This window comes from Maricaulis sp. MIT060901, assembly GCF_047123815.1.
Classification (GTDB): Bacteria; Pseudomonadota; Alphaproteobacteria; order Caulobacterales; family Maricaulaceae; genus Maricaulis.
The window spans coordinates 2957394-2978822 of record NZ_CP138920.1 but is presented as its reverse complement, the minus strand read 5'-3'; the positions used below and the strand labels follow the sequence as shown (position 1 = coordinate 2978822).

19 protein-coding genes, 2 tRNA genes and 2 pseudogenes are annotated in these 21429 nt (G+C 58.0%); 4 read left to right on the top strand and 19 right to left on the bottom strand.

What is annotated here, in order from left to right:
- Positions 1-92 precede the first annotated feature (92 nt).
- Positions 93-347, top strand: a complete 255-nt coding sequence (locus SIC17_RS14740) for a hypothetical protein (RefSeq protein WP_291896391.1) — start codon at positions 93-95, stop codon at positions 345-347.
- A gap of 3 nt (positions 348-350) precedes the next feature.
- Here SIC17_RS14740 and fsa read toward each other — a convergent pair whose 3' ends face one another.
- The 13 genes from fsa to murA all read right to left on the bottom strand — a co-directional run bounded on the left by fsa (position 351) and on the right by murA (position 9663).
- Positions 351-1001: a fructose-6-phosphate aldolase gene (gene fsa, locus SIC17_RS14735; RefSeq protein ID WP_291896393.1), complete on the bottom strand. Its 651-nt coding sequence runs from the start codon at positions 999-1001 to the stop codon at positions 351-353.
- Between the two features lie 70 nt (positions 1002-1071).
- The gene (locus SIC17_RS14730) at positions 1072-2034 is read right to left on the bottom strand and encodes an alpha/beta fold hydrolase (protein WP_412545847.1); all 963 of its coding nucleotides are present in this window, start codon (positions 2032-2034) and stop codon (positions 1072-1074) included.
- A 1-nt stretch (position 2035) separates the two neighbouring features.
- Entirely contained in the window at positions 2036-2872 is an 837-nt protein-coding gene (locus SIC17_RS14725; protein ID WP_412545846.1) for an SDR family NAD(P)-dependent oxidoreductase, read from the bottom strand.
- Positions 2869-4386, bottom strand: a complete 1518-nt coding sequence (locus SIC17_RS14720) for a flavin-containing monooxygenase (protein ID WP_412545845.1) — start codon at positions 4384-4386, stop codon at positions 2869-2871. Before SIC17_RS14720 ends, SIC17_RS14725 begins: the two co-directional genes overlap by 4 nt.
- 259 nt (positions 4387-4645) lie before the next feature.
- A tRNA-Phe gene (locus SIC17_RS14715) sits at positions 4646-4721 on the bottom strand.
- Between the two features lie 108 nt (positions 4722-4829).
- Positions 4830-5000, bottom strand: coding sequence for a DNA gyrase inhibitor YacG (locus SIC17_RS14710; RefSeq protein ID WP_291896407.1), 171 nt, complete (start codon positions 4998-5000; stop codon positions 4830-4832).
- Positions 5001-5011: 11 nt separating this feature from the next.
- The gene (locus tag SIC17_RS14705) at positions 5012-6085 is read right to left on the bottom strand and encodes a ribonuclease E/G (RefSeq protein ID WP_291896408.1); all 1074 of its coding nucleotides are present in this window, start codon (positions 6083-6085) and stop codon (positions 5012-5014) included.
- A complete protein-coding gene (locus SIC17_RS14700) occupies positions 6082-6708 on the bottom strand; it encodes a Maf family nucleotide pyrophosphatase (RefSeq protein WP_291896410.1) in 627 nt (208 codons plus the stop codon). The genes SIC17_RS14705 and SIC17_RS14700 overlap by 4 nt, the downstream gene beginning before the upstream one ends.
- A gap of 21 nt (positions 6709-6729) precedes the next feature.
- The gene (infA, locus tag SIC17_RS14695; RefSeq protein ID WP_019961978.1) at positions 6730-6948 is read right to left on the bottom strand and encodes a translation initiation factor IF-1; all 219 of its coding nucleotides are present in this window, start codon (positions 6946-6948) and stop codon (positions 6730-6732) included.
- Between the two features lie 107 nt (positions 6949-7055).
- Positions 7056-7478 (bottom strand): low molecular weight phosphatase family protein, encoded by a 423-nt coding sequence (locus SIC17_RS14690; RefSeq protein WP_291896412.1) that lies wholly within the window; start codon positions 7476-7478, stop codon positions 7056-7058.
- Positions 7475-7951 carry a UPF0262 family protein gene (locus SIC17_RS14685; protein ID WP_291896414.1) on the bottom strand — a complete coding sequence of 159 codons (477 nt, stop codon included), beginning with the start codon at positions 7949-7951 and terminating at the stop codon, positions 7475-7477. The genes SIC17_RS14690 and SIC17_RS14685 overlap by 4 nt, the downstream gene beginning before the upstream one ends.
- Positions 7952-7953: 2 nt before the next feature.
- Positions 7954-8388: a DUF2948 family protein gene (locus SIC17_RS14680; RefSeq protein ID WP_412545844.1), complete on the bottom strand. Its 435-nt coding sequence runs from the start codon at positions 8386-8388 to the stop codon at positions 7954-7956.
- 9 nt (positions 8389-8397) lie between these two features.
- A complete protein-coding gene (gene murA, locus SIC17_RS14675; protein WP_412545843.1) occupies positions 8398-9663 on the bottom strand; it encodes a UDP-N-acetylglucosamine 1-carboxyvinyltransferase in 1266 nt (421 codons plus the stop codon).
- Positions 9664-10012: 349 nt separating this feature from the next.
- Between murA and SIC17_RS14670 the strand changes: the two genes are divergently transcribed.
- The 3 genes from SIC17_RS14670 to SIC17_RS14660 all read left to right on the top strand — a co-directional run bounded on the left by SIC17_RS14670 (position 10013) and on the right by SIC17_RS14660 (position 11481).
- Positions 10013-10087, top strand: a tRNA-Thr gene (locus SIC17_RS14670).
- A 235-nt stretch (positions 10088-10322) separates the two neighbouring features.
- Positions 10323-11084 (top strand): endonuclease, encoded by a 762-nt coding sequence (locus SIC17_RS14665; protein WP_412545842.1) that lies wholly within the window; start codon positions 10323-10325, stop codon positions 11082-11084.
- A 28-nt stretch (positions 11085-11112) separates the two neighbouring features.
- On the top strand, positions 11113-11481 hold the full coding sequence (locus tag SIC17_RS14660; protein WP_412545841.1) for a hypothetical protein: 369 nt from the start codon (positions 11113-11115) through the stop codon (positions 11479-11481).
- 415 nt (positions 11482-11896) lie between these two features.
- Here SIC17_RS14660 and SIC17_RS14655 read toward each other — a convergent pair whose 3' ends face one another.
- The 6 genes and pseudogenes from SIC17_RS14655 to SIC17_RS14630 all read right to left on the bottom strand — a co-directional run bounded on the left by SIC17_RS14655 (position 11897) and on the right by SIC17_RS14630 (position 20926).
- Positions 11897-13345, bottom strand: a complete 1449-nt coding sequence (locus SIC17_RS14655) for a PH domain-containing protein (RefSeq protein WP_412545840.1) — start codon at positions 13343-13345, stop codon at positions 11897-11899.
- A 100-nt stretch (positions 13346-13445) separates the two neighbouring features.
- A pseudogene (locus SIC17_RS14650) lies at positions 13446-13865 on the bottom strand (integrase core domain-containing protein); the annotation flags it as partial.
- Positions 13866-13935: 70 nt separating this feature from the next.
- Positions 13936-14028 (bottom strand): annotated as a pseudogene (locus SIC17_RS14645) (pyruvate, phosphate dikinase); the annotation flags it as partial.
- Positions 14029-14659: 631 nt separating this feature from the next.
- Positions 14660-14857 carry a hypothetical protein gene (locus SIC17_RS14640; protein ID WP_412545839.1) on the bottom strand — a complete coding sequence of 66 codons (198 nt, stop codon included), beginning with the start codon at positions 14855-14857 and terminating at the stop codon, positions 14660-14662.
- A gap of 13 nt (positions 14858-14870) precedes the next feature.
- Positions 14871-19658: an RHS repeat-associated core domain-containing protein gene (locus SIC17_RS14635; protein ID WP_412545838.1), complete on the bottom strand. Its 4788-nt coding sequence runs from the start codon at positions 19656-19658 to the stop codon at positions 14871-14873.
- A 377-nt stretch (positions 19659-20035) separates the two neighbouring features.
- Positions 20036-20926 (bottom strand): endonuclease/exonuclease/phosphatase family protein, encoded by an 891-nt coding sequence (locus tag SIC17_RS14630; RefSeq protein ID WP_412545837.1) that lies wholly within the window; start codon positions 20924-20926, stop codon positions 20036-20038.
- Positions 20927-21429 lie beyond the last annotated feature (503 nt).

Below are 21429 nucleotides of genomic sequence, written 5' to 3'. Positions count from 1 at the left end.
TTTAGGGTTACAATCTGCAAAACTGCGAAGAACAGGCTGCACAATAAGGCCTGATCGGGGAGCGAGCCATATGACGCTCGTGGGGGAAAATCATGTTGTCACAGACACATAGCTTCAAGACTGAAGAAGAGGTTCTGCGCTTTCAGCAACACGTGCTGCGGTTCATTACACGCTTGGACAAAAGCAAAACCAACAATGGCGAATGCCTCTTCCTAACCAATAATCGCACGGTCCGACGACAACTGGTCACCGTCCAGGCAACCAGTTCGGGCACACTCGACGCCTTCAACGAGTATCTTGATACCGATACGGCGCGACGCGACTGGAGTTTGGTTGACGTAGTCTGAGCTCTAGAGCGACTGACCCGTCTTTTTCCAATCATCCATAAAAGCAGCCAGGCCCTTGTCGGTCAGCTGATGCTTGACCAGCCCCTTGAGCACGCCCGGCGGTACGGTCGCAACATCAGCTCCGGCGATGGCACACTCCTGCACATGCGCAGCAGATCGGATTGATGCAGCCAGCACCTCGGTCTCGAAACCGTAATTGTCGAAGATCATGCGCAGATCGTGGATCAGCTCCATGCCATCAACCCCAAGATCGTCCAGACGACCGATGAAGGGCGAGACATAGGTCGCGCCGGCCTTCGCAGCCATCAGGCCCTGATTGGCCGAAAAACACAGGGTGACATTGGTCTGGATGCCTGCACTGACGAGCGCCTTGCACGCCTTCAGCCCATCCCATGTCAATGGCAATTTGACCACGACATTTGATGCAATAGCCGCAAGTTTCTTGCCTTCCGCGATCATGGCGTCGGCTTCCAGGGCCGTAACCTCAGCGCTGACCGGCCCCTCGACGATTTCGCATATCTCGGCGATCACCTCGATAAAGTCGCGACCTGATTTCATGATCAGCGAGGGGTTTGTGGTCACGCCATCAAGCAGGCCGACATCGGCGATATCACGGATCTCAGAAACGTCAGCAGTGTCGACGAAAAACTTCATGGCTGTGCCCTCGCTGGGTGATCATTGGCCTAGCGACATGACATGTTCGCGCGCCCAAGCCAAGCTGGTTTTAAGTCGCAAAAACCCGGCTTGCCATTTCGTCGATAAAGCGCTCGCACGTGTCCGGCTGGGTCACCAGCGGCATGTGCCCCACCCCGCCCATGCGGACCAGGTGAAGTTCCGGCTGCACCGCCATGATTGCCGCGACATGATGGTCGGCCACCAGCACCGCATCATCATCGCCGTACAACATCCCCATGGGAGCAGAAATCCGAGCGTACAAATCCTGCTGCGCTCCGATATCCATCGGCACTGCGTGCATATCGGTCGACGCCGCGTAGTAGGCAACCGGCCGAAGCGACAACAATCCACCTCCGCGCGTTCGAAAGTCCTCAGGGACCGGTTCCGGAGCAAAGATCGTCTCCACCACGGCGGCGCCATTGCGGATGGACGCCGGTACAGCGATCGTGTTTGCGATGATGCCCCGCAGGGCGGAATTGGGCGCAAAGAGACCACCAAATACGGCCGGAGCGCTCTCCTGGACAGCCGTGAGCGGTGACAGCATTGCCAACCCGCCGACCAGTTCAGGGTGGTCGATGGCCAGGCGAAGGGAGATCGCACCGCCCAGGGAATGTCCGATGACAAGCGGTTTCTCGATGCCCTTTCGGCGGATGAAATCGGCAATCATTTCCGCCTGCCTTGGAAGGCGCGCCAGCTCGTCATTATCCCGTTCGGAATGTCCGCATCCCGGACGGTCGATAGCGATGACGTGATAGCGCTCGGCCAGACGATCGATCATCGCATAGCCGAAATTGTGCAGGTTGCCGCCCAGGCCATGGATCAGCAGCAGCGGCCGCCCCTCGCCCTTCTCGACATAGTGAATGCGGCCGCCCTCAACCTCCTGGAAAGCACCGGCTGGCGCCATGGCCTTGGAAATCTTGCCAGACACATAGGCCGAGAAGCCTGCGAAACCGATCAGGACCAGCATCACGATCAGCAACAGCGCGCCCAGAATTGTCAGAGCCAGTTCCATGTCAGTCCTCCGCTTTCGCCCTGCCGAGGCGACGCGCCATCAGCCCCCAATAGCTCGATGGCATCAGGCGTTCGAGCCAGTGTAGTAAATGCGCGTCCCTGCCCACCAGCACCCGTGGTTTGCGGCGCTCGACACCGCGCAGGATGATTCCGGCCGCCTCGCTTGGCGGCATCACCAGATTCTGGGCCGCCTGCTTCAAGCCGGCCTCGATGTCTTCCTCGCTGGCGCTGTCCGATACCCGGGCCGACTTGGCGATGTTCGTGTTCACACCGCCCGGATGGACGGTGGTCACCGAGATATCGGACCCGGCCAGCTCGTGACGCAGGGCGTCAGAGAAGCCACGAACACCGAACTTGCTGGCGCTGTAGGCAGTCTGCCCGGCCGGCGCAATAACCCCGAAAATGCTGGAGACATTGGTTATGTGCCCATCGCCACTCGCATGCATCAGGGGCAGGAAAGCTCGGGTCATGCGGATCGGCCCCCAGAAATTGATTCCGACCAGCCATTCGAAAGTCTCTTCGGACAATTCCTCGAACGTACCGCCGGCAGCAACGCCGGCATTGTTGAAGAGGAGGTGTGCCTCGCCGTGTTCAGCGCGCACCGTGTCAGCAAAGTCAGCAATATCACCGCGCCGGCCAACATCCACACGCGTGGCTGTGACCTTGCGTTCATTGCTGGCCAGCGCGTTTGCGACCTCCCGGAGTGCATCCTCATTGATATCTGCCAGCGCCAGATTGCAGTCACGCTCGGCGAGCGCAAAGGCCAGCGCGCGGCCAATCCCGCTGGCTGCGCCAGTGATCACTGCCGTTTTGCCGGCAAACTCCAGACGTCCGCTCATTCCGCAGCTTCCGCCACGGGGGAAACCGGGGCGACCTGCTCATCCTCGACGCGGCCGAATGTCAGCGCACCATCCTCGAGACGTCCATACCGAATGGCCATCATGTCCTTGATATAGTTCTGATAGGTCCGCCATGGCGGCTTGGTGCCCTGGCGCGGCAAATAGGGCTCGGCACGCTTGATATAACCCGATTGCAGGTTCAGCAGCGGCATGGTCTCGATGTCCGCCGGCGGCTCGGGCACGCACCAGTCATAACCCTTCTTCTGCATGTGTTTGAGCAAGCGGCAGACCCGCTCACAGGTCAGGTCGATCTTCAGCGTCCAGGATGCGTTGGTATAACCGAACGCGATCGCCATATTCGGGATCGGGCTGAGCATCATTCCACGATAGCTGATGGATTGGCGCGGATCGACCGGCTGGCCGTCCAGGTTGAACTCCATTCCTCCCGCCAGCAGCATTTCCAGACCGGTAGCCGGGATGATGACATCGGCCTCCAGATGCTCACCGGATTTCAGCTGGATGCCGGTCTCCGTGAAACGCTCGATATGATCGGTGACCACCGAGGCGCTGTCATTCTTGAGCACGTCGAAAAAATCACCGTCCGGAGCCGCACAGAAGCGCTCGTCCCAGGGATTGTATTTCGGCGTGAAGTGTTTCTCGACATCCATCTTGTCGCCGAGTTCGGCGCGGATGTGTTTCATCACCATATTGCGGATCATCTGGGGGTGGCGCTTGGCCAGCTCGAAAAAGATTATCGAGATCAGGACATTCTTGATCCGGGTGGCGGAATAGGCTGCTCGGCGTGGCAGAATCTTGCGCAGGAAGTTGGCGACCGGGTCCCTCGCAGGGCGCGGGGCGATATAGGTCGGCGAGCGCTGCAACATGGTCACATGCTCGGCCGTTCCCGCCATCGCAGGCACCAGTGTTACCGCCGTCGCTCCGGATCCGATGATCACCACCTTCTTGCCGGAATAGTCGTAACCCTCGGGCCAGTGTTGGGGATGCACGATATCGCCCTTGAAGTCCCTTTCGCCCTCGAAATTGACGATATGGCCATGATCGTACCGGTAGTAACCGGAACACATCATCAGGAAACGGCATTCGAACAGCACGCGCTCGCCTGTATCCGTCCGCTCAGCCGTCACCTCCCAGCGCGCCCGCGTGCTGTTCCAGCTGGATTCGACAACACGATGTCCGAAGTGGATACGCGGCGTGATGCCGGCTTCGTTGGCGGTCTCGGTCACATAGCGCTTGATATTCGGACCATCGGCAAAGACCTGCCCGTCTTCCCAGGGTTTGAACGCATAGCCGAACGTATGCATGTCGCTGTCAGAGCGAATGCCGGGATATTTGAACAAGTCCCAGGTTCCGCCGATCGCATCCCGCGCTTCGAGAATGGCGAAGCTCTGGTCGGGACAGCGCGTGGTCAGATGGTGCGCAGCACCAATGCCGGACACGCCGGCACCGACGATCAGGACATCCACCGTAACAGACGGCGAGAATGCTTCGGACATGTTTCCTCCCTGCCCGAGCCCCGGGCTTCCGGATTTTAGTGAACACTGTTCGCTAAATCAGTGCAAGCCAGGCTGCCATACCGAGCTTGAACGGCATCGCCCTAACCGCCAGTGCAATGGGACAGGGGCGCCAAAATTATCTGTGCGCCAGAATGAGCGGCTGTATCGGCAAGCCAGTTGAGCTTGATGCCCTGAAAGCCGTCATCGCCGAGGTCGCGAGCGAACCGGAAGAAGCTGCAGCATTGTCTGGAAAAAGGAATGGTGCCTAGGGGCAGACTCGAACTGCCGACACGCGGATTTTCAATCCGCTGCTCTACCAACTGAGCTACCCAGGCACTGTTTCCGCTGCGGTTGTAACCGCCAGAGAGCGCGGTTTATACGGTGATGATTTGCGCCTGTCCACGCTTCAACGACGCTCGGACGCAGCCAATTGCAGTTCGGCCCTATTCTTCATTGCGATTGTTGTACGGCGTCTCCTCCGCCTGGTCTGCCGGTTCGCCCGGAATGGCATAGTTTCCCGACACCCAGTGGCCCAGATCAACGTCCGCACAACGCTTGGAGCAGAAGGGTTTGAATTCCGGATCCGCGGGTTGGCGGCAGATGGGACATTTCATCGATCTTACTCCTAGTCCGCGCGGACAGTGACGGAACGTGGGCGCATCTTGTCATCCAGCTGCAGTTTGGGAAGCGGGCCAAGCCGCTCGCCCCAGGCTTCGCGCCAGCTGATCGTGTCAACCTCCAGCCAGTCAAACACATCCTGGCCGGCCTTGATGGTCACCGATGCCTTGCGCGAATGCGACAGGGCCGAGGTGGCTTCACGCAAGGCACGCAGGGCCTCGGTCTCGACGGTTAGCTCTCCGCGCTTGTCCAGCATCAGCTCGGCGAGAGAACGCCCGCGGCGTTGGCGCGCGAGTTCACCGATGCAGAATTGGGAGAGCGGTGCGACATCGACTTTGGCGCGGTCACGCTTGAAGGCCTGGCGCAAAGCCTGCTCGGTCGCCTTGCGATCCGGCTGCGCGCGCATGTGTACAAAATCGATCGCGACCAGACCGCCCAGTCCGCGCAGGCGCACCTGGCGCGCGGCTTCCTTGGCGGCGGATACGTTGAGCTGCTGATTCAGCTTGGTTGCATTGCCCTGCCCCTTGCGGCCATCCGCATCGACATCTATGGCAACCAGCGCCCGGGTCTGTTCAATATAGAGAGAACCACCGCCCGGGATCATGGCGGCCGGGGAAAGGGCCTCGTCAAAGGCCTCATCCATGTCCAGATCACTTTCATCCGACCACTGGGCCTCGGCATCGCCAAAGGCGCGGACCAGGCGCTGGGCCAGGATGGGAGCGGGTTCCAGGCATTCCGGTGCCGGCCCGTCGTCCAGCTCGATCAGAGCGAGGTTCGGCCCCTTGTCGTCATAGGCTTCCCGGGCGATACGCACCTTGATGGCCGCACCTTCATGCATGCCCTTGGGGCGTCCGGACTTGCCGAAGGGCAGAAAGCCCTCCTCGCCAACGCCCAGATCGACAAAGGCGGCGTTGAGCGCCATCTCGACCTTGCGCACACGGCCGCGATAGACCTCGCCCTCGATGGCGCGCCTGTCCTGTTCGCTCCAGCGATCCAGGTGCAGCTCGACGATACGGCCATTCTCGACCACGGCCGCCCGGGTCTCGCCGATGTTTTCCTCGATCAGGATGGTGCGGTTCATGACGTTTCAGCCTCGCCCTGCCGTAGCAGTACAGGAAAACCCGCGCCCGACAGAAGATTGATGGTCTCGTATAGCGGCAACCCCACCACGCCGGTGAAGGAGCCGATGAGATTGATGATATAGCCGCCCGCCATGCCCTGGATGGCATAACCACCGGCCTTGCCCTTCCACTCACCGGAGGCGAGATAGGTCGCGATCTCGGGCGCGCTGAGATGTTTGAACTTCACGCGTGTTTCCACCAGGCGCGAGGTCAGCTGACCGTCGGGCGCCTTGACGGCGATACCGGTATAGACACGGTGGCTGCGGCCGGACATCAGCTCCAGGCAGCGCCGCGCCTCATCGGCGTCCTCGGTCTTGGGCAGGATGCGGCGACCAACACCGACAACCGTATCCGCCGCCAGGACAAATCCGTCCTCGGCACCGGCGTGGGCCGCGGCCTTTTCCTGCGCCAGGCGCAAGGCGAGCGGCCCCGGCAGTTCGCCAGGGATTTCGCTCTCGTCGATATGGGTCGGTTCGATACTGTCAGGCTCAAGACCAGCCTGACACAACAGATCGCGCCGCCGGGGCGACGCGCTGGCAAGGATCAAGCGTGGTCGGCTTGCGACCGGATCAGCTCTCGTCATCGCGGAACCACGCTGTCGGACTTATTTGAAGCGATAGGTGATGCGGCCCTTGGTCAGGTCATAGGGCGTCATCTCGACCAGAACCTTGTCGCCCGCCAGGACACGGATGCGGTTCTTGCGCATCTTGCCTGCGGTGTGAGCAATAATCTCGTGATCGTTTTCAAGTTTCACACGGAAGGTGGCATTCGGAAGCAATTCCGTCACCTCACCCGGGAACTCCAATAACTCTTCTTTCGCCATGCGGCTCCACTTTCATGGTTTCGAAATCTGGATGTTCAGACCAGCCGGCGGCCTGAGCGGCGCTATATAGTCCCGGTCGGCGGTCAAAGTCGAGGGCCAGCACGCATTTAGGCGGGCTGGAAGCTGCGGATATGCTCGCGGATCTCGTCGCGCGTCCGCCGATAGGCCGCCAGCTTGGCCTCTCGATCCCCCGGTGTCTCGCTCGGATCGGCGATCGGCCAGGCCAGGAAAGTTGCTCCCGTCCGCTCGGCATATTCCCGCGCCGTGCGGTCCGCCGCGGTCGACAGAGACACCACAATCTGAGCTGCCGGCTCACCGACACCGTTCAGGGCAATGGGCGAAAACTCGGACAGGTCGCAATCCAGCTCCTCCATGACCGAGATCGTATAACCATCGACAAAAGCGGCAGGAATCACCCCGCAGGAACGGGCGTTCGCTCTCTCGCCATGTTCCAGTCGCCACAGCCCTTCGCCCATGGGAGAGCGAATGGCGTTGCGGCCACACACAAACAAGACGGATGGAGCGCTCATGTTGTGACTCGGCGGTGCAGGGCACAGATCAGAGTGAACAGGCGCCGCGAGGTATCAAAATCAACCTCGATCTTGCCGGTCAAACGATCGCGTAACAGGCTGGAGCCCTCGTTGTGCACACCGCGACGCCCCATATCGATCGCCTCGATCTGGGCCAGTGGTGCATCGCGCACGGCCTCATAATAGCTCTCACAGATCAGGAAATAATCCTTGATGATCCGACGCAGCGGCCCCAGCGCAAAGACAAAGGCATGCACGGGCGTCTCATCTTCCTGGCGCACATCAAAGACCAGTCGATCATCCTCGATCGCCAGGCGAAGCGCATAGGGCCCCTGTCCCTCGGCCTCGGGACGGAAATGATTGCTTTCCAGAAGATCCGCGATGGCGACGCGGCGCTCGTGATCGGCATTCACATCCCCCGGCCCCAGGCTTGCGGCCTCCAGGTCGATTCGAATGATGCGATGCTCGCTCATGATCACTCCGCCTCGTGTTCCGGACGGCTCGATGCCGGCCAGGGCGCGGAGATGTCGATCATCACCGCTTCCAGGCATTCAACACTGAGCCGCAATTCTCCACCACCGGAAAATACCAGGACAACAACACCGGAGGGCGCGTCTGAGGACTCAAAGCCGACCGAGAGCAGATTGACAACGGCGTCATCCGCGCCCTGGCGCAGGTTTTGTGACCGAGCGCCCGTCACCTGGGCAATCTGCAATCCCGTGCGGACACGCTCATTGCGACCGCCGCCTTCCCAACGGAACCGGTTGAGCGCGAGCGTAAAAGTGCGTGCCGACCTGGAAAACTCGAAATCACCCAGCTGCGCCACGGCATCCTGAAGGGTCGCGCTTATGGTTTGGAGATCATTCTCGTCCAGCGCGGACAGTCTCAGTGGCAAGGCAGGCCTGGGCAAGGAAGGCTCCTATTCGGATTCCCGGCGAATCTGAGCGCCACATTTGGAGAGTTTCTCCTCCAGACGCTCGAATCCGCGATCAAGATGGTAGACCCGGTTGACCACGGTTTCCCCTTCCGCCGCAAGTCCGGCGATGACGAGGGAGACGCTGGCCCGCAGATCCGTTGCCATGACCGGCGCGCCCTTGAGGCTTTTCACACCACGAACAATGGCTTCGTTCCCGTGCACAGCGATATCCGCACCCAGCCGGGTGAGTTCCGGAGCGTGCATGAAACGGTTCTCGAAAATCGTCTCCCGGATCACCGAGGTGCCTTCCGCCATGGTCATGACGGCCATGAATTGCGCCTGGGCATCAGTTGGAAAACCGGGGAAAGGCTGGGTCTCGATATCCGTTCCGACGATCTGTGAGCCATTGCGGGCGACCCGAACTCCAGCATCCGAGGGCTCGACCGTGACACCCGCATCACTCATCGCGCGCCACAGCACCTTATTGTGTTCCCAGCGGCCCCCCTCCAGCTCGACATCACCACCCGCAGCGGCCACCGCAAGCGCGTAGGTCGCCGTCTCGATACGATCAGCGACAACCTGGTGGCGGACGCCGCTGAGCCTTTCACGCCCCTGGATCCGGATCGTCGAAGTACCGGCGCCCTCCACTTCAGCGCCCATGGCGGCGAGACAATCGGCAAGGTCGCCAATCTCCGGTTCGCGGGCTGCATTGTCGATCACGCTTTCCCCGCGGGCCAGGGAGGCCGCGAGCATGGCATGTTCAGTCGCACCAACAGATGCGAATGGAAGCTCGATTTCACCGCCGACCAGACCACCCTTCGGCGCTGTCGCCTCGACATATCCTTCCGACAACTCGATCTGTGCACCAAGAGCTTCAAGGGCTTTGAGGTGAAGGTCAACCGGACGGGCTCCGATCGCGCACCCGCCAGGCAGCGATACCTTGGCCCGGCCCTCACGGGCAACGAGTGGTCCCAGAACATTGAATGTCGCACGCATCTTGCGGACCAGGTCATAGGGCGCATAGGTGTCAGCGATCCGACCAGCATGCAGCGTCATTTCCGGACCAGGTCCCTCCTCCACGGACACTCCCAGGCGCGCCAACAAATGTCCCATGAAGCGGCTGTCTGCCAGGCGCGGCATGCGGGTCAGAACAACCGGTTCATCGGTCAAAAGCGCTGCGGCCATGAGTTTGAGTGCCGAATTCTTGGCACCAGAAATACTGATGCTCCCGTTGAGCTTCGCGCCGCCCTGAATGACGATACGGTCCATCTTAACTCCTCACTTCAAGATACGCGGCAAATAGCCCGGCAAGTCCGGCGGGATTATGACCTCTCCGGGGGTATTTTAGAGGCAGAATTGTCAGTTGTTTCCCGATCCTGTTCAGTCGGCGCTGCCGACCGGCCTGCCTTGCGGCGGCGAAGATTGGCACGCAAGGCTTCGGCCAGACGTTCTTCACGTGTGCCTTCTGGCTTGGTTTTGCGGGCGGATGCGGGTGTTTTGGGTATGTCGCTCATGCGTTTTGTCATGTCGAATGCAGCTGGTTACGTCAAGACACTCTTGGCGGGCGCGCGACCTTGCGTTATACGCCCGTCTCTCGTTCGCGATCTCGCGATCCAGCGCCGCGGTAGCTCAGTGGTAGAGCGCACCCTTGGTAAGGGTGAGGCCGAGAGTTCAATTCTCTCTCGCGGCACCATTTACAACCCCATAATATATAAGAAAAATGTGTGTCTGCGCCCTGCTGCGCAATCATTGTTTCTGTCGTTTCGCGACGGAACAGGCAGAGAACATTCCAACTCCCTTACACAAAACTTACACAAGGCCGTCGCGAGATTCGTTGTGACGTGACGATGATCACGTGCTCTCCGACACACTTTTGCGTAAGGGTGCGCTTCGATAGCTTCAGTTTAGACAGCTTGAGGGGGAGAAGGATGCTTCGATCAGTTCTTTGCGCAACGGTCTGCGTGTTGTTCGCCGGATCAGCGCACGCTCAATCCTGGCGCGAAGCCAAGAACACGGCTTCCGACCTGGTCTACACCTCCGAGGCGCGGCAAACATTCTACTGCGGGTGTGATTACACTTCACATGAAGACAATGACGGATCAGGTGATGTGGATGATATCAACGCCTGTGGATACGACCGCGGCGCCAATCATCAGGACCGTGCGCAGAGGATTGAGTGGGAGCATGTCGTCCCTGCTTCCCTGATGCCGGCAAGACAGTTTGCTTGCTGGGATGGTCCTGAGGGTGAGCGCGGTCGGTGCGAGCGCGAAAACCCCGAAGCCCAAGCCATGATCTTCGAGCTCCACAACCTCGTCCCGTCCGTGGGCCAAGCGAACGGAGACCGCGACAATCATCGATACGCTGACCTCGATGACAGCGTCAGCGAGTATGGAATGTGCGAGATCGAGACCTCACGAGCCGACGACCTGTTCGAGCCGCCAGATTGTAAAAAGGGAGATGTCGCCCGGATCTGGCTTTTCATGGAGGCAGAGCACGGCGTTTGGATCCCAACAGAAGAACGCGCAATGTTCGTCGAGTGGATGGACGCAGATCCGATCTCTCCCTGGGAGGCAGAACGAGAACAGCGCATTTTCGATCTGACCGGGGTGAGAAACCAGTTCGTTGCAGGCGGTGGTACCGATCCAGCTGGAGCCTGCTCCTGGGAACCATCCACGCCAGCGACACCGTGATACTTGAGAAGCAGAGATAGACATAATGATGAAACGTTTCGCTGGGACCGGTGCCGCCCTTGCTGTGATCACGCTGTTCGCCGGAGCCAGCTATGGTCAAGATTGTACCGGCGCGATGGGCTCACGGTCAGATGATGATGTCGGCCCCTGCTGGGCAAGACTTCCGGGGGTCACGTCCGCATATATGGCTTCGTTGAACCGAGAGCTGGTTGCCGCTCACTCCAGCGTTATCACCTCCACAGATGACGCCGAGGCCGGATTGGTCACCGTTGTCGAGTTCACCTACTGGCGGATGCCTGATGATGCTTACATTCGCTGTAGGGACCTCTACCGCGAGGACGGGGTGCGCCTCAGCGGAACGGGGTCCATCTGCCAGCTATCAAGCCCAGGCCATTGAACGGCTATGAGAAGCACTCCCGCGACTACGGCGGCCCGCCACCCGGCTGGGGCACCGCCCTAGTCATCGCGGCTTTCATTATTGCTATCGGCAGTTTAGCGTTGGCGCTTCCACTGGGCTAGGACCGGGTCTGGAAGCCTCGCGCCTCGCTGGGCGGACTGGCGCCTGCCATCTACGCCCAGCAAACCCGCAAACACCGGCCCGGTTCGCCTGAGCTACGCATGGGCTCCGCTCACCGGGCCTTGAACCCAGAACCAAAACCAGAAAGAAGGGCGAACAGACTCTACTAACGAACGGCCCGGATCACGGGGCTGGGTCACCATCCGTATTTCCTTCTTTCAGCGGTGCCGCCTAACTTGGCCAAAATCGCCGATCAAAAGCCCCGCAGGAAGCAGACACCACCATTGCTTGAAAATCAATTCAACCGAAAAGACCTTACCTTGTCGGTTCCAACATTAAGGCCGAACACCCTATCATTTGAAATGTCGACGCCTACTCTTTGGTAGGGGTCGATCTTCCTGTAGCCTTCTCGGTCAACCAGCGCATATTTTTCGTCTAGTTCTAGCGATGCGGCCAAAGACAAGTTTTGTAGGTCGTAGACGCGAATTTGTGGTTTGAACCATTGCTCGCTTGTCTGGCCGAAGTGCCCAAGGTGGGGGAACCGCCCTCTTTCAACATAGCTTAATTGTACTAAAAAGCTCTCGGATAGGTTTAGAGCAACACTTCCTAGAACGTCAGGCAACTGCCTGTTGGCAGCACCGCCTCCGCTAGCCACTGACTCAGTCGATACCAATGGGTGTTCCGACCTTCCGAGGACAAGATGAGCCGGCCCGATATTAAAGGCGGCCGAGCTCTCACGGTATCCTCTGTTGAGCATTGCGAGAAAGCTGCCGTTGCTCAGAAACTTGTAAATTACAACCTGATGATCGACGTCAGACAGATTCACTTCGTCTTTAAAGTTAAATTTAAAACCATTCCCAAATATTCGCTCGCTTCTAACGTATCTAACTATGACTGCTCGCATATCCGAGAAGTTTGTAGAAAATGGAGTATAGCAAACAAACAGGTCTCTGCCTGACGCGCTGATAAGGTAAGACCAGATATAACCGGGGACCCCAAAGGAAAACGATTTGCTGCTGGGCTCGTGTGTAACGGTAATGGTTTGTCCATAAGCGCTAACGCGATAATCGCTCCGAGGAGCGGTTCCATGGGTGCTGGATTGCACTAGCTGGTGAAAACTTTCCGGTCGGCTGGTTTGGTCGAGGGGTTGAAAGAAGCGGAATTCTTCTGCAGGCCTTAGGCCAGTTTCTGCCTGTAAGGAGAATGGCAGGTTGGGATGGCTAACCTCAAAATTCGTTGCATTCGGGTCTTCGAATTTCTCTGCAAGTGGGATGGTTTCTGAGGGGTGGTTTAGTCCTTTGAGGTCCTCTATTTCTCGGCTGACGCGTTCTGGACTAGTTATCCGGCCCCAGCTCGCGGTTGAGCGATCATCGCCGGTCCAAAAACGCAATGTCGCGTAATTCAGGATCCGCCCGATTATGCTTTGTTCCATATCCACGTGAACTTGTGGACTTAGCGTCAAGTCACGTCTTTTGCGAAGTATGAGGCCTTTGTGGGCACGGACAACCTGACCATCAATAATATCGAAGGTCTCCATTTGACGGCGACCGGCGATGAAGAGGTAGATGAGTATTAGCCACCCAGCGATGTAGGCGTAGGCGTCTTGCGGTATATCAGTATAGAACCTAGCGCAAAGAGCGACGCTCGCCCCGAGAGTGAGCCAACTGCCCCAATAAGACTGCCAAGCTGGCCGAGTGCGATAAATTTGATGCCCATTTTTTTCTAGCTTTTTAAAGCCTTGCATTCATTTGCCCTTAATTCGCCAGCACACACACATCGTATCGCCCTGCCCCATCGAAGTGGCCCAGACTTAAAGTTAGGGCCCGGCGGGTTATGTGCGGCGGTCATGCCGACACGCCCTCAACGTAGGGCGGCATGAGCGGTGCTGGCAAGAGTGTTTCAGGAGCCGGTGGTATGTAGCCGAGCGATGAGTGCGGCCGGACGGTGTTATAGTGCCGCCGCCAGGCCTCGATGAGCACCTGGGCTTCCTTCAGTGTGTAGAGCACCTCCCGATCCAGGAACTCGTCGCGGAGCTTCGAGTTAAAGATCTCGCAGTATCCGTTCTCCCACGGGCTTCCCGGCGCGATGTAGAGCGTCTTTACATCCAGACGCCCCAGCCATTCGCGCAGCGCCGTGGCGATGAACTCAGGGCCATTGTCCGAGCGGATATGATCGGGCGACCCATGCTCGACGAACAGATCTGCCAGCGTCTCCAGGACAAGCTTCGAGTTCAGCTTGCGCTCCACCCGGATGGCCAGGCTGTCCGTCGTCAGAACATTTGGCACAACTCGCGGCGTAGGCTTGCGGAGTTTGGGCCTCGTCTGTGATTGATGTTTAGGCGGCGAGCCTGCGGTGTTGCAAGCGCCGATGTTCGAGTGTCTGTCGCTTGATCCTTTCTCTTCGTTTTATGATTGCTTGTGCCCTGCCGACGCGGCTGCGGCTCGACACTGCACTTGTTGCCTGCCGCATTCCTTGTCTCACAGCCCCTCCGGCGCCACCAACTTGTGCAGCGGTTGTCGGGTCCGCATGGCCGGCTTCACCTGTAGCGGCAGTTTCAGCTGTCGCCGTGAGGACATCAGTCACAGCGGCACCAGTTGCATCGCCAGCACCTCGCGCAATCACATCACCAACACGGCCCGCTTGCCGGTGTCCGCTAGAGCCAGCCCCTCCGACAACGCGGCGAGCGGTTCTCGTCTCTCCTGAGGCTCTTGTGGCCATTCTGGCCACCCGCCCAGCTCGATTGGCTACGCCGACACCTACGGCACCGGCCAGACCCGCACCAGCCACACGAGCTGCGCTTTCTCCCGAAGCAAGAGCTCCAACATCGCCGCCATTTTCGGCCACAATAATGGCTGCCTCAAAGACCGCATTTAGCGCAGCTCCCCACAACGCTGCTTCCCCCGTCGGATCTGTCGCGTTCAGCGGGTTGTTCCCGACATAGGCATAGGGGAATTTGGCGCAGGGGAGGTCGCGACCAGCAGTACAGGCCGATCAGGTCGTCTTAGCTTCAGCGAAGCGGTCGTAGTTGCAAATTCTCCCTTGGGGACTGTGCTTGAGCCTATTTCAGCCGCCCCAACAACCAGGCCAAGAGGCGACCAATGATCATCACCGCCCCCATGAACACGGAAAACCCGAGAGCGCCGCGGATAAAGTTTTCTCCTACTTCCGACAGGTCTGGTGACATCAGCAGCCAAATAAGATGAATCGCAAGGTGTGCCGCCATTCCAAGCAAATAAATTCGGATCAGCCCCCGCATTTTACCCGCCTGATCATGGGTCACAGCTCGCATACATCGTGTCACACAATCCCTGTGTTATGACATCGCCGACCTCTTCAAAGGCTGGGCTGCCCATAGTTGCAATCGTCTCACCTGCAATAATACCCGTGGTTTCTTTGGCAACCGTACCGGTCAGGAACGCCGTCGCCAAATCTTCAGTCGCGTTTAAGGTTGCGGTGAATGCGGCACCTCCAACATCATCGCCACCCCGACCGCCTGCCGGACCGAGAGCCGCACCGAGCAACCCAGCCGTGCCAGCCTCCAACGTAGCGGCGATACCTGAATCAAGGCTCTCGAAGTCGCCATCCAGAGCGCTGTTGGTCAGACTGGTCGCTGTGTTTACAATGCCACCAACGGCAGACGGGGGTTTGCCGTTTGCCAGTGCAGCACCCGTTGCGGCGCCGCCCAGTGCGGAAACCCCAACTTCGCGCCAGCTGACGTCCTCCCCGGAGGCGAGCTGGACAGCCAGATTAGCTCCTCCTCCCAAAATAGCTCCCCCGACGCTGGCCACAGTTGTCCTGCAGGCCGTATTCATTGCGCAACCAATCAAAAACTGAGCGAACTCGCCCGTCGGATCGGTCGCGTTAAGCGGATTATTCCCCACATACGCATACCGATTAAAATACGCCGGCCCACCGCTCGCGAACCCTACCGGGTCGCTACTCAAGAACCGCCCAATGGCCGGGTCGTAATAGCGCGCCTGCATATAGACGATGCCAGTATCGCTGTCGCTGATATGACCGGTATAGCCTTCGTCATTATCATTTGCGGCAGGTCGCTGTCGGGCTTCGCCGAACGGAGTGTAGTCCTCTCGCCACAGCAGCGCACCCGACGCACTCGTCGAGGCTACGGGCGAGCCGAGATGGTCGGTATGCGTGTAGGTCACCGTTTCGGTCGAACCATTATCCACCACCCGCGCCACAGACCGCCCACCCACGCCCAGGCGCAGATAATCCGTTTCCTCACCCGTGGTGTGGTTGCGGCGATAGATCAGGCTGCCCGACTGGGAATAAACCGAATAGATCGTCTCCCCATCGATGACCTGTTTCACCCGGCGGCGATGTGCGTCATAGACAAAACTGCCGGAATTATTGCCCGACATCGAGATGGGTTGTTCTGAGCGATCATACGCCCAATTTAGCTGGTCGTTTGAGGTGACATTTCCGCGGCTGTCATAGCTATAAAAATCCCACAGCGACCCGCGCGCACTATCACGCACCTGCGACACGCGGTTAAGCGCGTTATAGCTGATATCCACCGTACGAGAGCCCAGCACCTGTCGCCGCAGATTGCCCAGCGGATCATAGGTGAAGCTCCCCGAGCCCCAAGGACCGGACGCCGTCGCCAGACGACCCAGACCGTCGTAGGTAAAGACCCTGTCCTGGCCCGACACGACATTATCATCAATATCGATGATCTGACCGCCCGCGTTGTAGAGATAGTCAAAATCCACCAGGGTCGAGCTGCCGCCCACCGTCTGGCTGGTCATCTGATGACGGCTGTTGAAGGTCGCGGAATAATTGCGGCCATTGCCCATATTGTAGGACTGCAGCGCGCCTGAGACGTGGTAGCTCCCTGCGGAGGCGTAATCAAACCCACTGGAGCGAATACGCTTGGCCCGTCCGAAGCCATCTGGATTGTAGTTTATCGTGCGACCACCCGGCAAAACCTGGTTCGTCACATAGCCATTGGCATTGCGGGTATAGCTGGTCGTAAAGCTGAGCCCGTCCACGCTGAGGGTTTCAGACGTTATCGCATTGGCGTTGTTATAGGCATAACTCCAGCTGGTTGTACCGCGAACAGCCGAAGTCATATTGCCGTTGGCGTCATAACCAAAATTCATATCCGGTGCGCTATCGGGATAGAGCACCTGATCCAAACGCCCGCGATTATCCCAGACCTGGGTAATAGTCGCAGAGCCCGGCAGTGAGCTGGCGCAGCTTGAGCCAGCCGACTGACCGCGCGCAATGGCGGTCACTTGGTTGGCATTGTCATAGGCATAGAGCGTGTCTCCGGTTTCCGGCACGGAATGCCGGCATAGGCGCATACGGCTATCATAGACCCAAGACTGGGTATGGTTCGAGGTATAGCCATTGTGCGAGCCATATTGGCGCGCGGTCAGCAGATTACCCCAGATGTCATAGGTCATCGCGGTCGATAGGCCCATCGGATGCTGGATCAGGGTCACTGCTCCGTCACCGGGGCCGCCAAACCCACTGGCTGTGTTGATCGTCACATTGCCCAACGGGTCAGTAAACTGCGTTCGGTTACCGGAAAGATAGGCCGTTGTGGTCGTAGCGTATGGGGCCATATTTTCCGCCACCTGCGTAACACGACCTAGCCCATCATAACTCGTTGTCACGCCCGAAGTTGGGTGCGAGCTGGTGGACGGAATAGACGCAAAGATCTGCTGAGACAGCCCATCATACTCATATCGTGTGTAGATTGACCCTCCCCCGTTGGAGAGCGCTTGGTTGTTCACAAGAAGAGGGCGGTGCATACCATCATGATCGGTGATGGTCCGAACAGACCCTTCGGTAACAGTTTGGCGGGTTCCAGCCCCCAAATTCGAATAACTAATCGAGGTGTCAGCCAAGCCTGCGGGACGATTTATAAGGGTCGGCCAGCCCATCGCGTTGTAGCTGTAGCCGGTTGTTTGCCCACGAGCATCAGTCATGCTCGTGATCCAGCCATTTCCATTGATCGCCCAGCTTAGTTGAGCACCGTCTGGTAGCGTCACATTACGCGCATGACCCCGATAATGATTGGAAAGCAACGTCACGCGGTTAAGGGCATCGGTAATCGAGTTGACTTGTCCTTGTGCGTTATACCCAATCGTGGCTGCAAGAGTGCCGAAGTGGCTCACTGTATGAAGCTGGTGGTTCGCGGTGTATGTGAATTCCTCAAACACTCTTCCATTTCGAGTCACCCGTGTCGGAAGTCCCAGCGCCCAGTCCGTGATGTCGTATTGATAGACCGTCGCACTGTTACGGGTGCCACTTCCAAGACTACTCGACGCAGACGAGCTCGTAACACGATTAAACCCATCATAGACCATATTGGTAGTATAGGTTTCCCCATCGCGCATAAGTTCAGAACGCGTTCTTTGATTGTGATAAATATGGGCGTTGATGCTCATCCCATAGTTAAATTGAACAGGCGATCCGACCGGCTCGGACGATATGTTGTGGGTGAATACTTCCGTCTGCATCGGTATCGAGCTGGACGCATTGGCAAACATCTCACGGCGAAGCAGCGTTCCTTCAGTGTCGAGTCGGATATCGAATTCCAGCCGCGTTACATGACCTTCGGGGTTTGTGATCGTGCGAACTTTCCGCGTCAGTGTTGTGTCTGTTGGATTATCACCGACGGACGTTCCCCAGACATTGGTATTGTAGTGGTCGCCGTCCTCATAATCGTAGGTCCAGACGGCGTCCGGCGCCCCCGGTATGACCAACCGCTTTTCAGTCACTGCAGAAGTGAAGAAGTTGTTCCAGCTGTCTTGGCGGACGAAGCCAGTATTATACAGCATGTTGCCGGAGTAATTGCCTTGCCGGGACATGCATCGCGCGCGGGCTGATGCGATGCCAGATATAAACGCACTCCGGAAGTTGACGATCTTTTGTGTTGTGAAGAAGCCTTCAACGCCATCGGGATGGCGGATATAGGCGTCCGTGCCAAAGTAACAACTTTGGCCAAAAATCCAGGACAAAACTCGGCCAACGCCATCGAGATTGCCAATAGTCCAATATCGGCCATCAGGCAGCGTCACGCGGTCAAGAACGCCATTGGTGTAGGAGTAAGTCCACGTTCGACCATTCGCCTCAACGGATGAAACAGAGCCGTTGGTGTAATTAATCAGTATTTCCCGTCCGTCGTTACTGTAGATGCGCGACACACCTTGCGCTGCATCGTTGTATTCGAAACGCACCCAGTTTCCGAACCGGTCCCGGATTTCTGTTGGATAGGCGATGTGGTTTTCGGAAGCGTCATAGAGACCAGAGTCCCAATCCGCGCTACCCGGAAAACGGGGTTGATAGGTCTGCCCACTTTTGTAGGTGTAAAATTTGTCGAGGACATATGTATGCCCTTCTGGTGAGGTCGCCTCGAAATACTCCCCGTTAGCTCCACTGCGGCAATCAATTCGCCAATAATCTCGTGTCACATAGTCCGGCGGGTTAGCAGCAAACGCTGGACTATCCCCGTTCAGAAACGGCCTCAGGCCACTGCCTGGGGAGTAAAACCGGATTCCATAGCGTCCAGACCATGTCGCAGGCGCACTCTGGCCGTGATACCCAGAAACATCCAAATCAGGTTCATCGATCGGATCCGTGCACCGATCTGACCGCCATACACCGTCATAAGGCGTACGTGTCATAATGTGCGGAACCATCACGGACCAGCCCTGCTCCCATTGGTTGCCGTTTGACGAGACGGGCATGTTTGGCCCGAGATTTACGTGCCGCTCGGCATTTGCATCAATGTAGCGGCCGAACATGACCGGCAGAGAGGAATTACCAGGAATGCTTACATCCACGCTCTGGAAAGAAAGAGATCCAGTATCAGGATTGATCGTGTCACCCAAAAGCCCCTCGCCATAAGCCGAGAGGGTCGTTTGCACATTGGTGGTTACATAATCTTCAAGTTGAACCGGTTCCGGGGGCTGAGGTGCGGGTGGCGTGTAACCCCATTGAGCAAACGTAGAGCTGGAAAGAATTAAGGATATAGATAGCGCGAATGCCGCACAGGTAAAGGATGCATTGATAGAACGAAGCACCATAGAACCCCCCATCTTTATACCGTCAGCGATGGTTTGTCTAAACCAATACAAACGTAGGCGCTGAACATCGAGGTGATGGTAGCGCTTCGATTCGCGCTATAACGCGAATACTTCAATTACGCTTCAATCATCCGTTGTAATTGTCAAGACTGCTGGGTTCATCGACGACCAAAAACACTGTTTGCCATAGTCGGAAATCGGTCGATCGTGCGGTAGCTATTCCCCGGAATTTTATTGATCCAGGGGCTTGGGCCGATAGCAGCAAGTAGCTTGAAGCCTCGAGGAATTAATCTGAGAGCGTCTCATCATGCGGTGATCCATATGTTACTCGCCCTTCCGGGGCAGGAAAGAGAGACCACACGCGAGCTCGGCGAGCGCTATCGCCCGATGACAACACTGATCGGACAATGGTCAGAAGGTCGTACACCATCCCCATACGTCGTTTCGTTGAACGAGCCGGGGTCAACACTGGCGCTCGCGTCCTCGTTCATCACCAGAAAATCGATGAACTGTCGATAACGTGGGTCACACTCAGGACCGATGCCCTCTCCCGCGATGCCCAAGGCAGCGGGATCGCCATCCGCCAGATCGCGCCACACAGCATCCCCCTCGCCTTCCAGGCGGCGGTTGAAGTCACCACCGACGAGGACTGCACGACCGACCTCGCTGCGCTCATCGATCCAGGCCTCCAGGACCGGGATCTGGCGAAACAAGGTCGCGCAGGCGTCGCGAGTATCGCCGAAGAAGCAACCCGACTTAAGGTGTACGCTGAGCAAATCGAACTGTTGGTCGCCAACTTCCAAGGTCACGGATACACCATGGCGAAGGCGCCCTCGACCGTCGACATCAAGCGCAGCCAGGTCCGCCCCTCGCGTATGCACGACACCATTGCGCACGACGATCGCGGTGCGCTGCATCCGGAGCCGAGTTCCATCATCCCGGCCACGACACTCCGGCCCTGGCCCCGTGTCGGCGCGTGCCTCAACGTGGAATGTCCACTCCTCCGGGTCGAACACGCGGGCCAGCGCTGCTTCATTCTCGATCTCTTGGAGCAGCCACACATCGGCACCAACCGCTTCAATCGTGTCGGCGACGAGCTGGTATCCGACCGCGTCACGAGGGACGCAGCCCTGTCCAGGTTCGCCGGCCAGATGCGCTATATTCCAAGCAGCCACCGTGATCGGGTCTTGGCCTCTCTGGTCAACGCCAATGAGTGAGGCGCCAGAGGTCAGCAAAGCGGTCGAAAGAACGGCGACGGATTTCAGCATCAATATTCCCCGGTGAAAATCTCCGAAATCAATGAGGCAGAACACAAGCTGACGCCAGTGAATTATTTGAGAGCATCGCCGGAACAACAAAAGAGGTGACAGCTTCCGTCCTAGCGATTGATCATCTATGACAGCTCACCTTCCCGGGGCGGGAAAGAGAGACTACCTGTGACCATGCCTCGCGTCACGCTGTTCATATTTGAATGTGAGAATGGGAAGTGCGGAAGACGGGCCTACAAGGACGTATCCGAGGCACCGTCTGTCCGTGAAGTGGAGCGGGTTCGAAAGAACGCTCGCTGTGCCCGGTGTGGGTCAACCGGGTTGATATCGTTGTTCTGGGACAACGGTTGGACCGACGAAATGACGATCCGGGAAAAGGCTCACATCGAAACGACTTAAACGGTTGATCGTTTCTTTTGCATCCCCCACACACATTTTGATATTGCAAAATTGATTGATCGGGCGGCTCTTTATCAAAGACGTCCTAGGTCCGCCTTTATGCC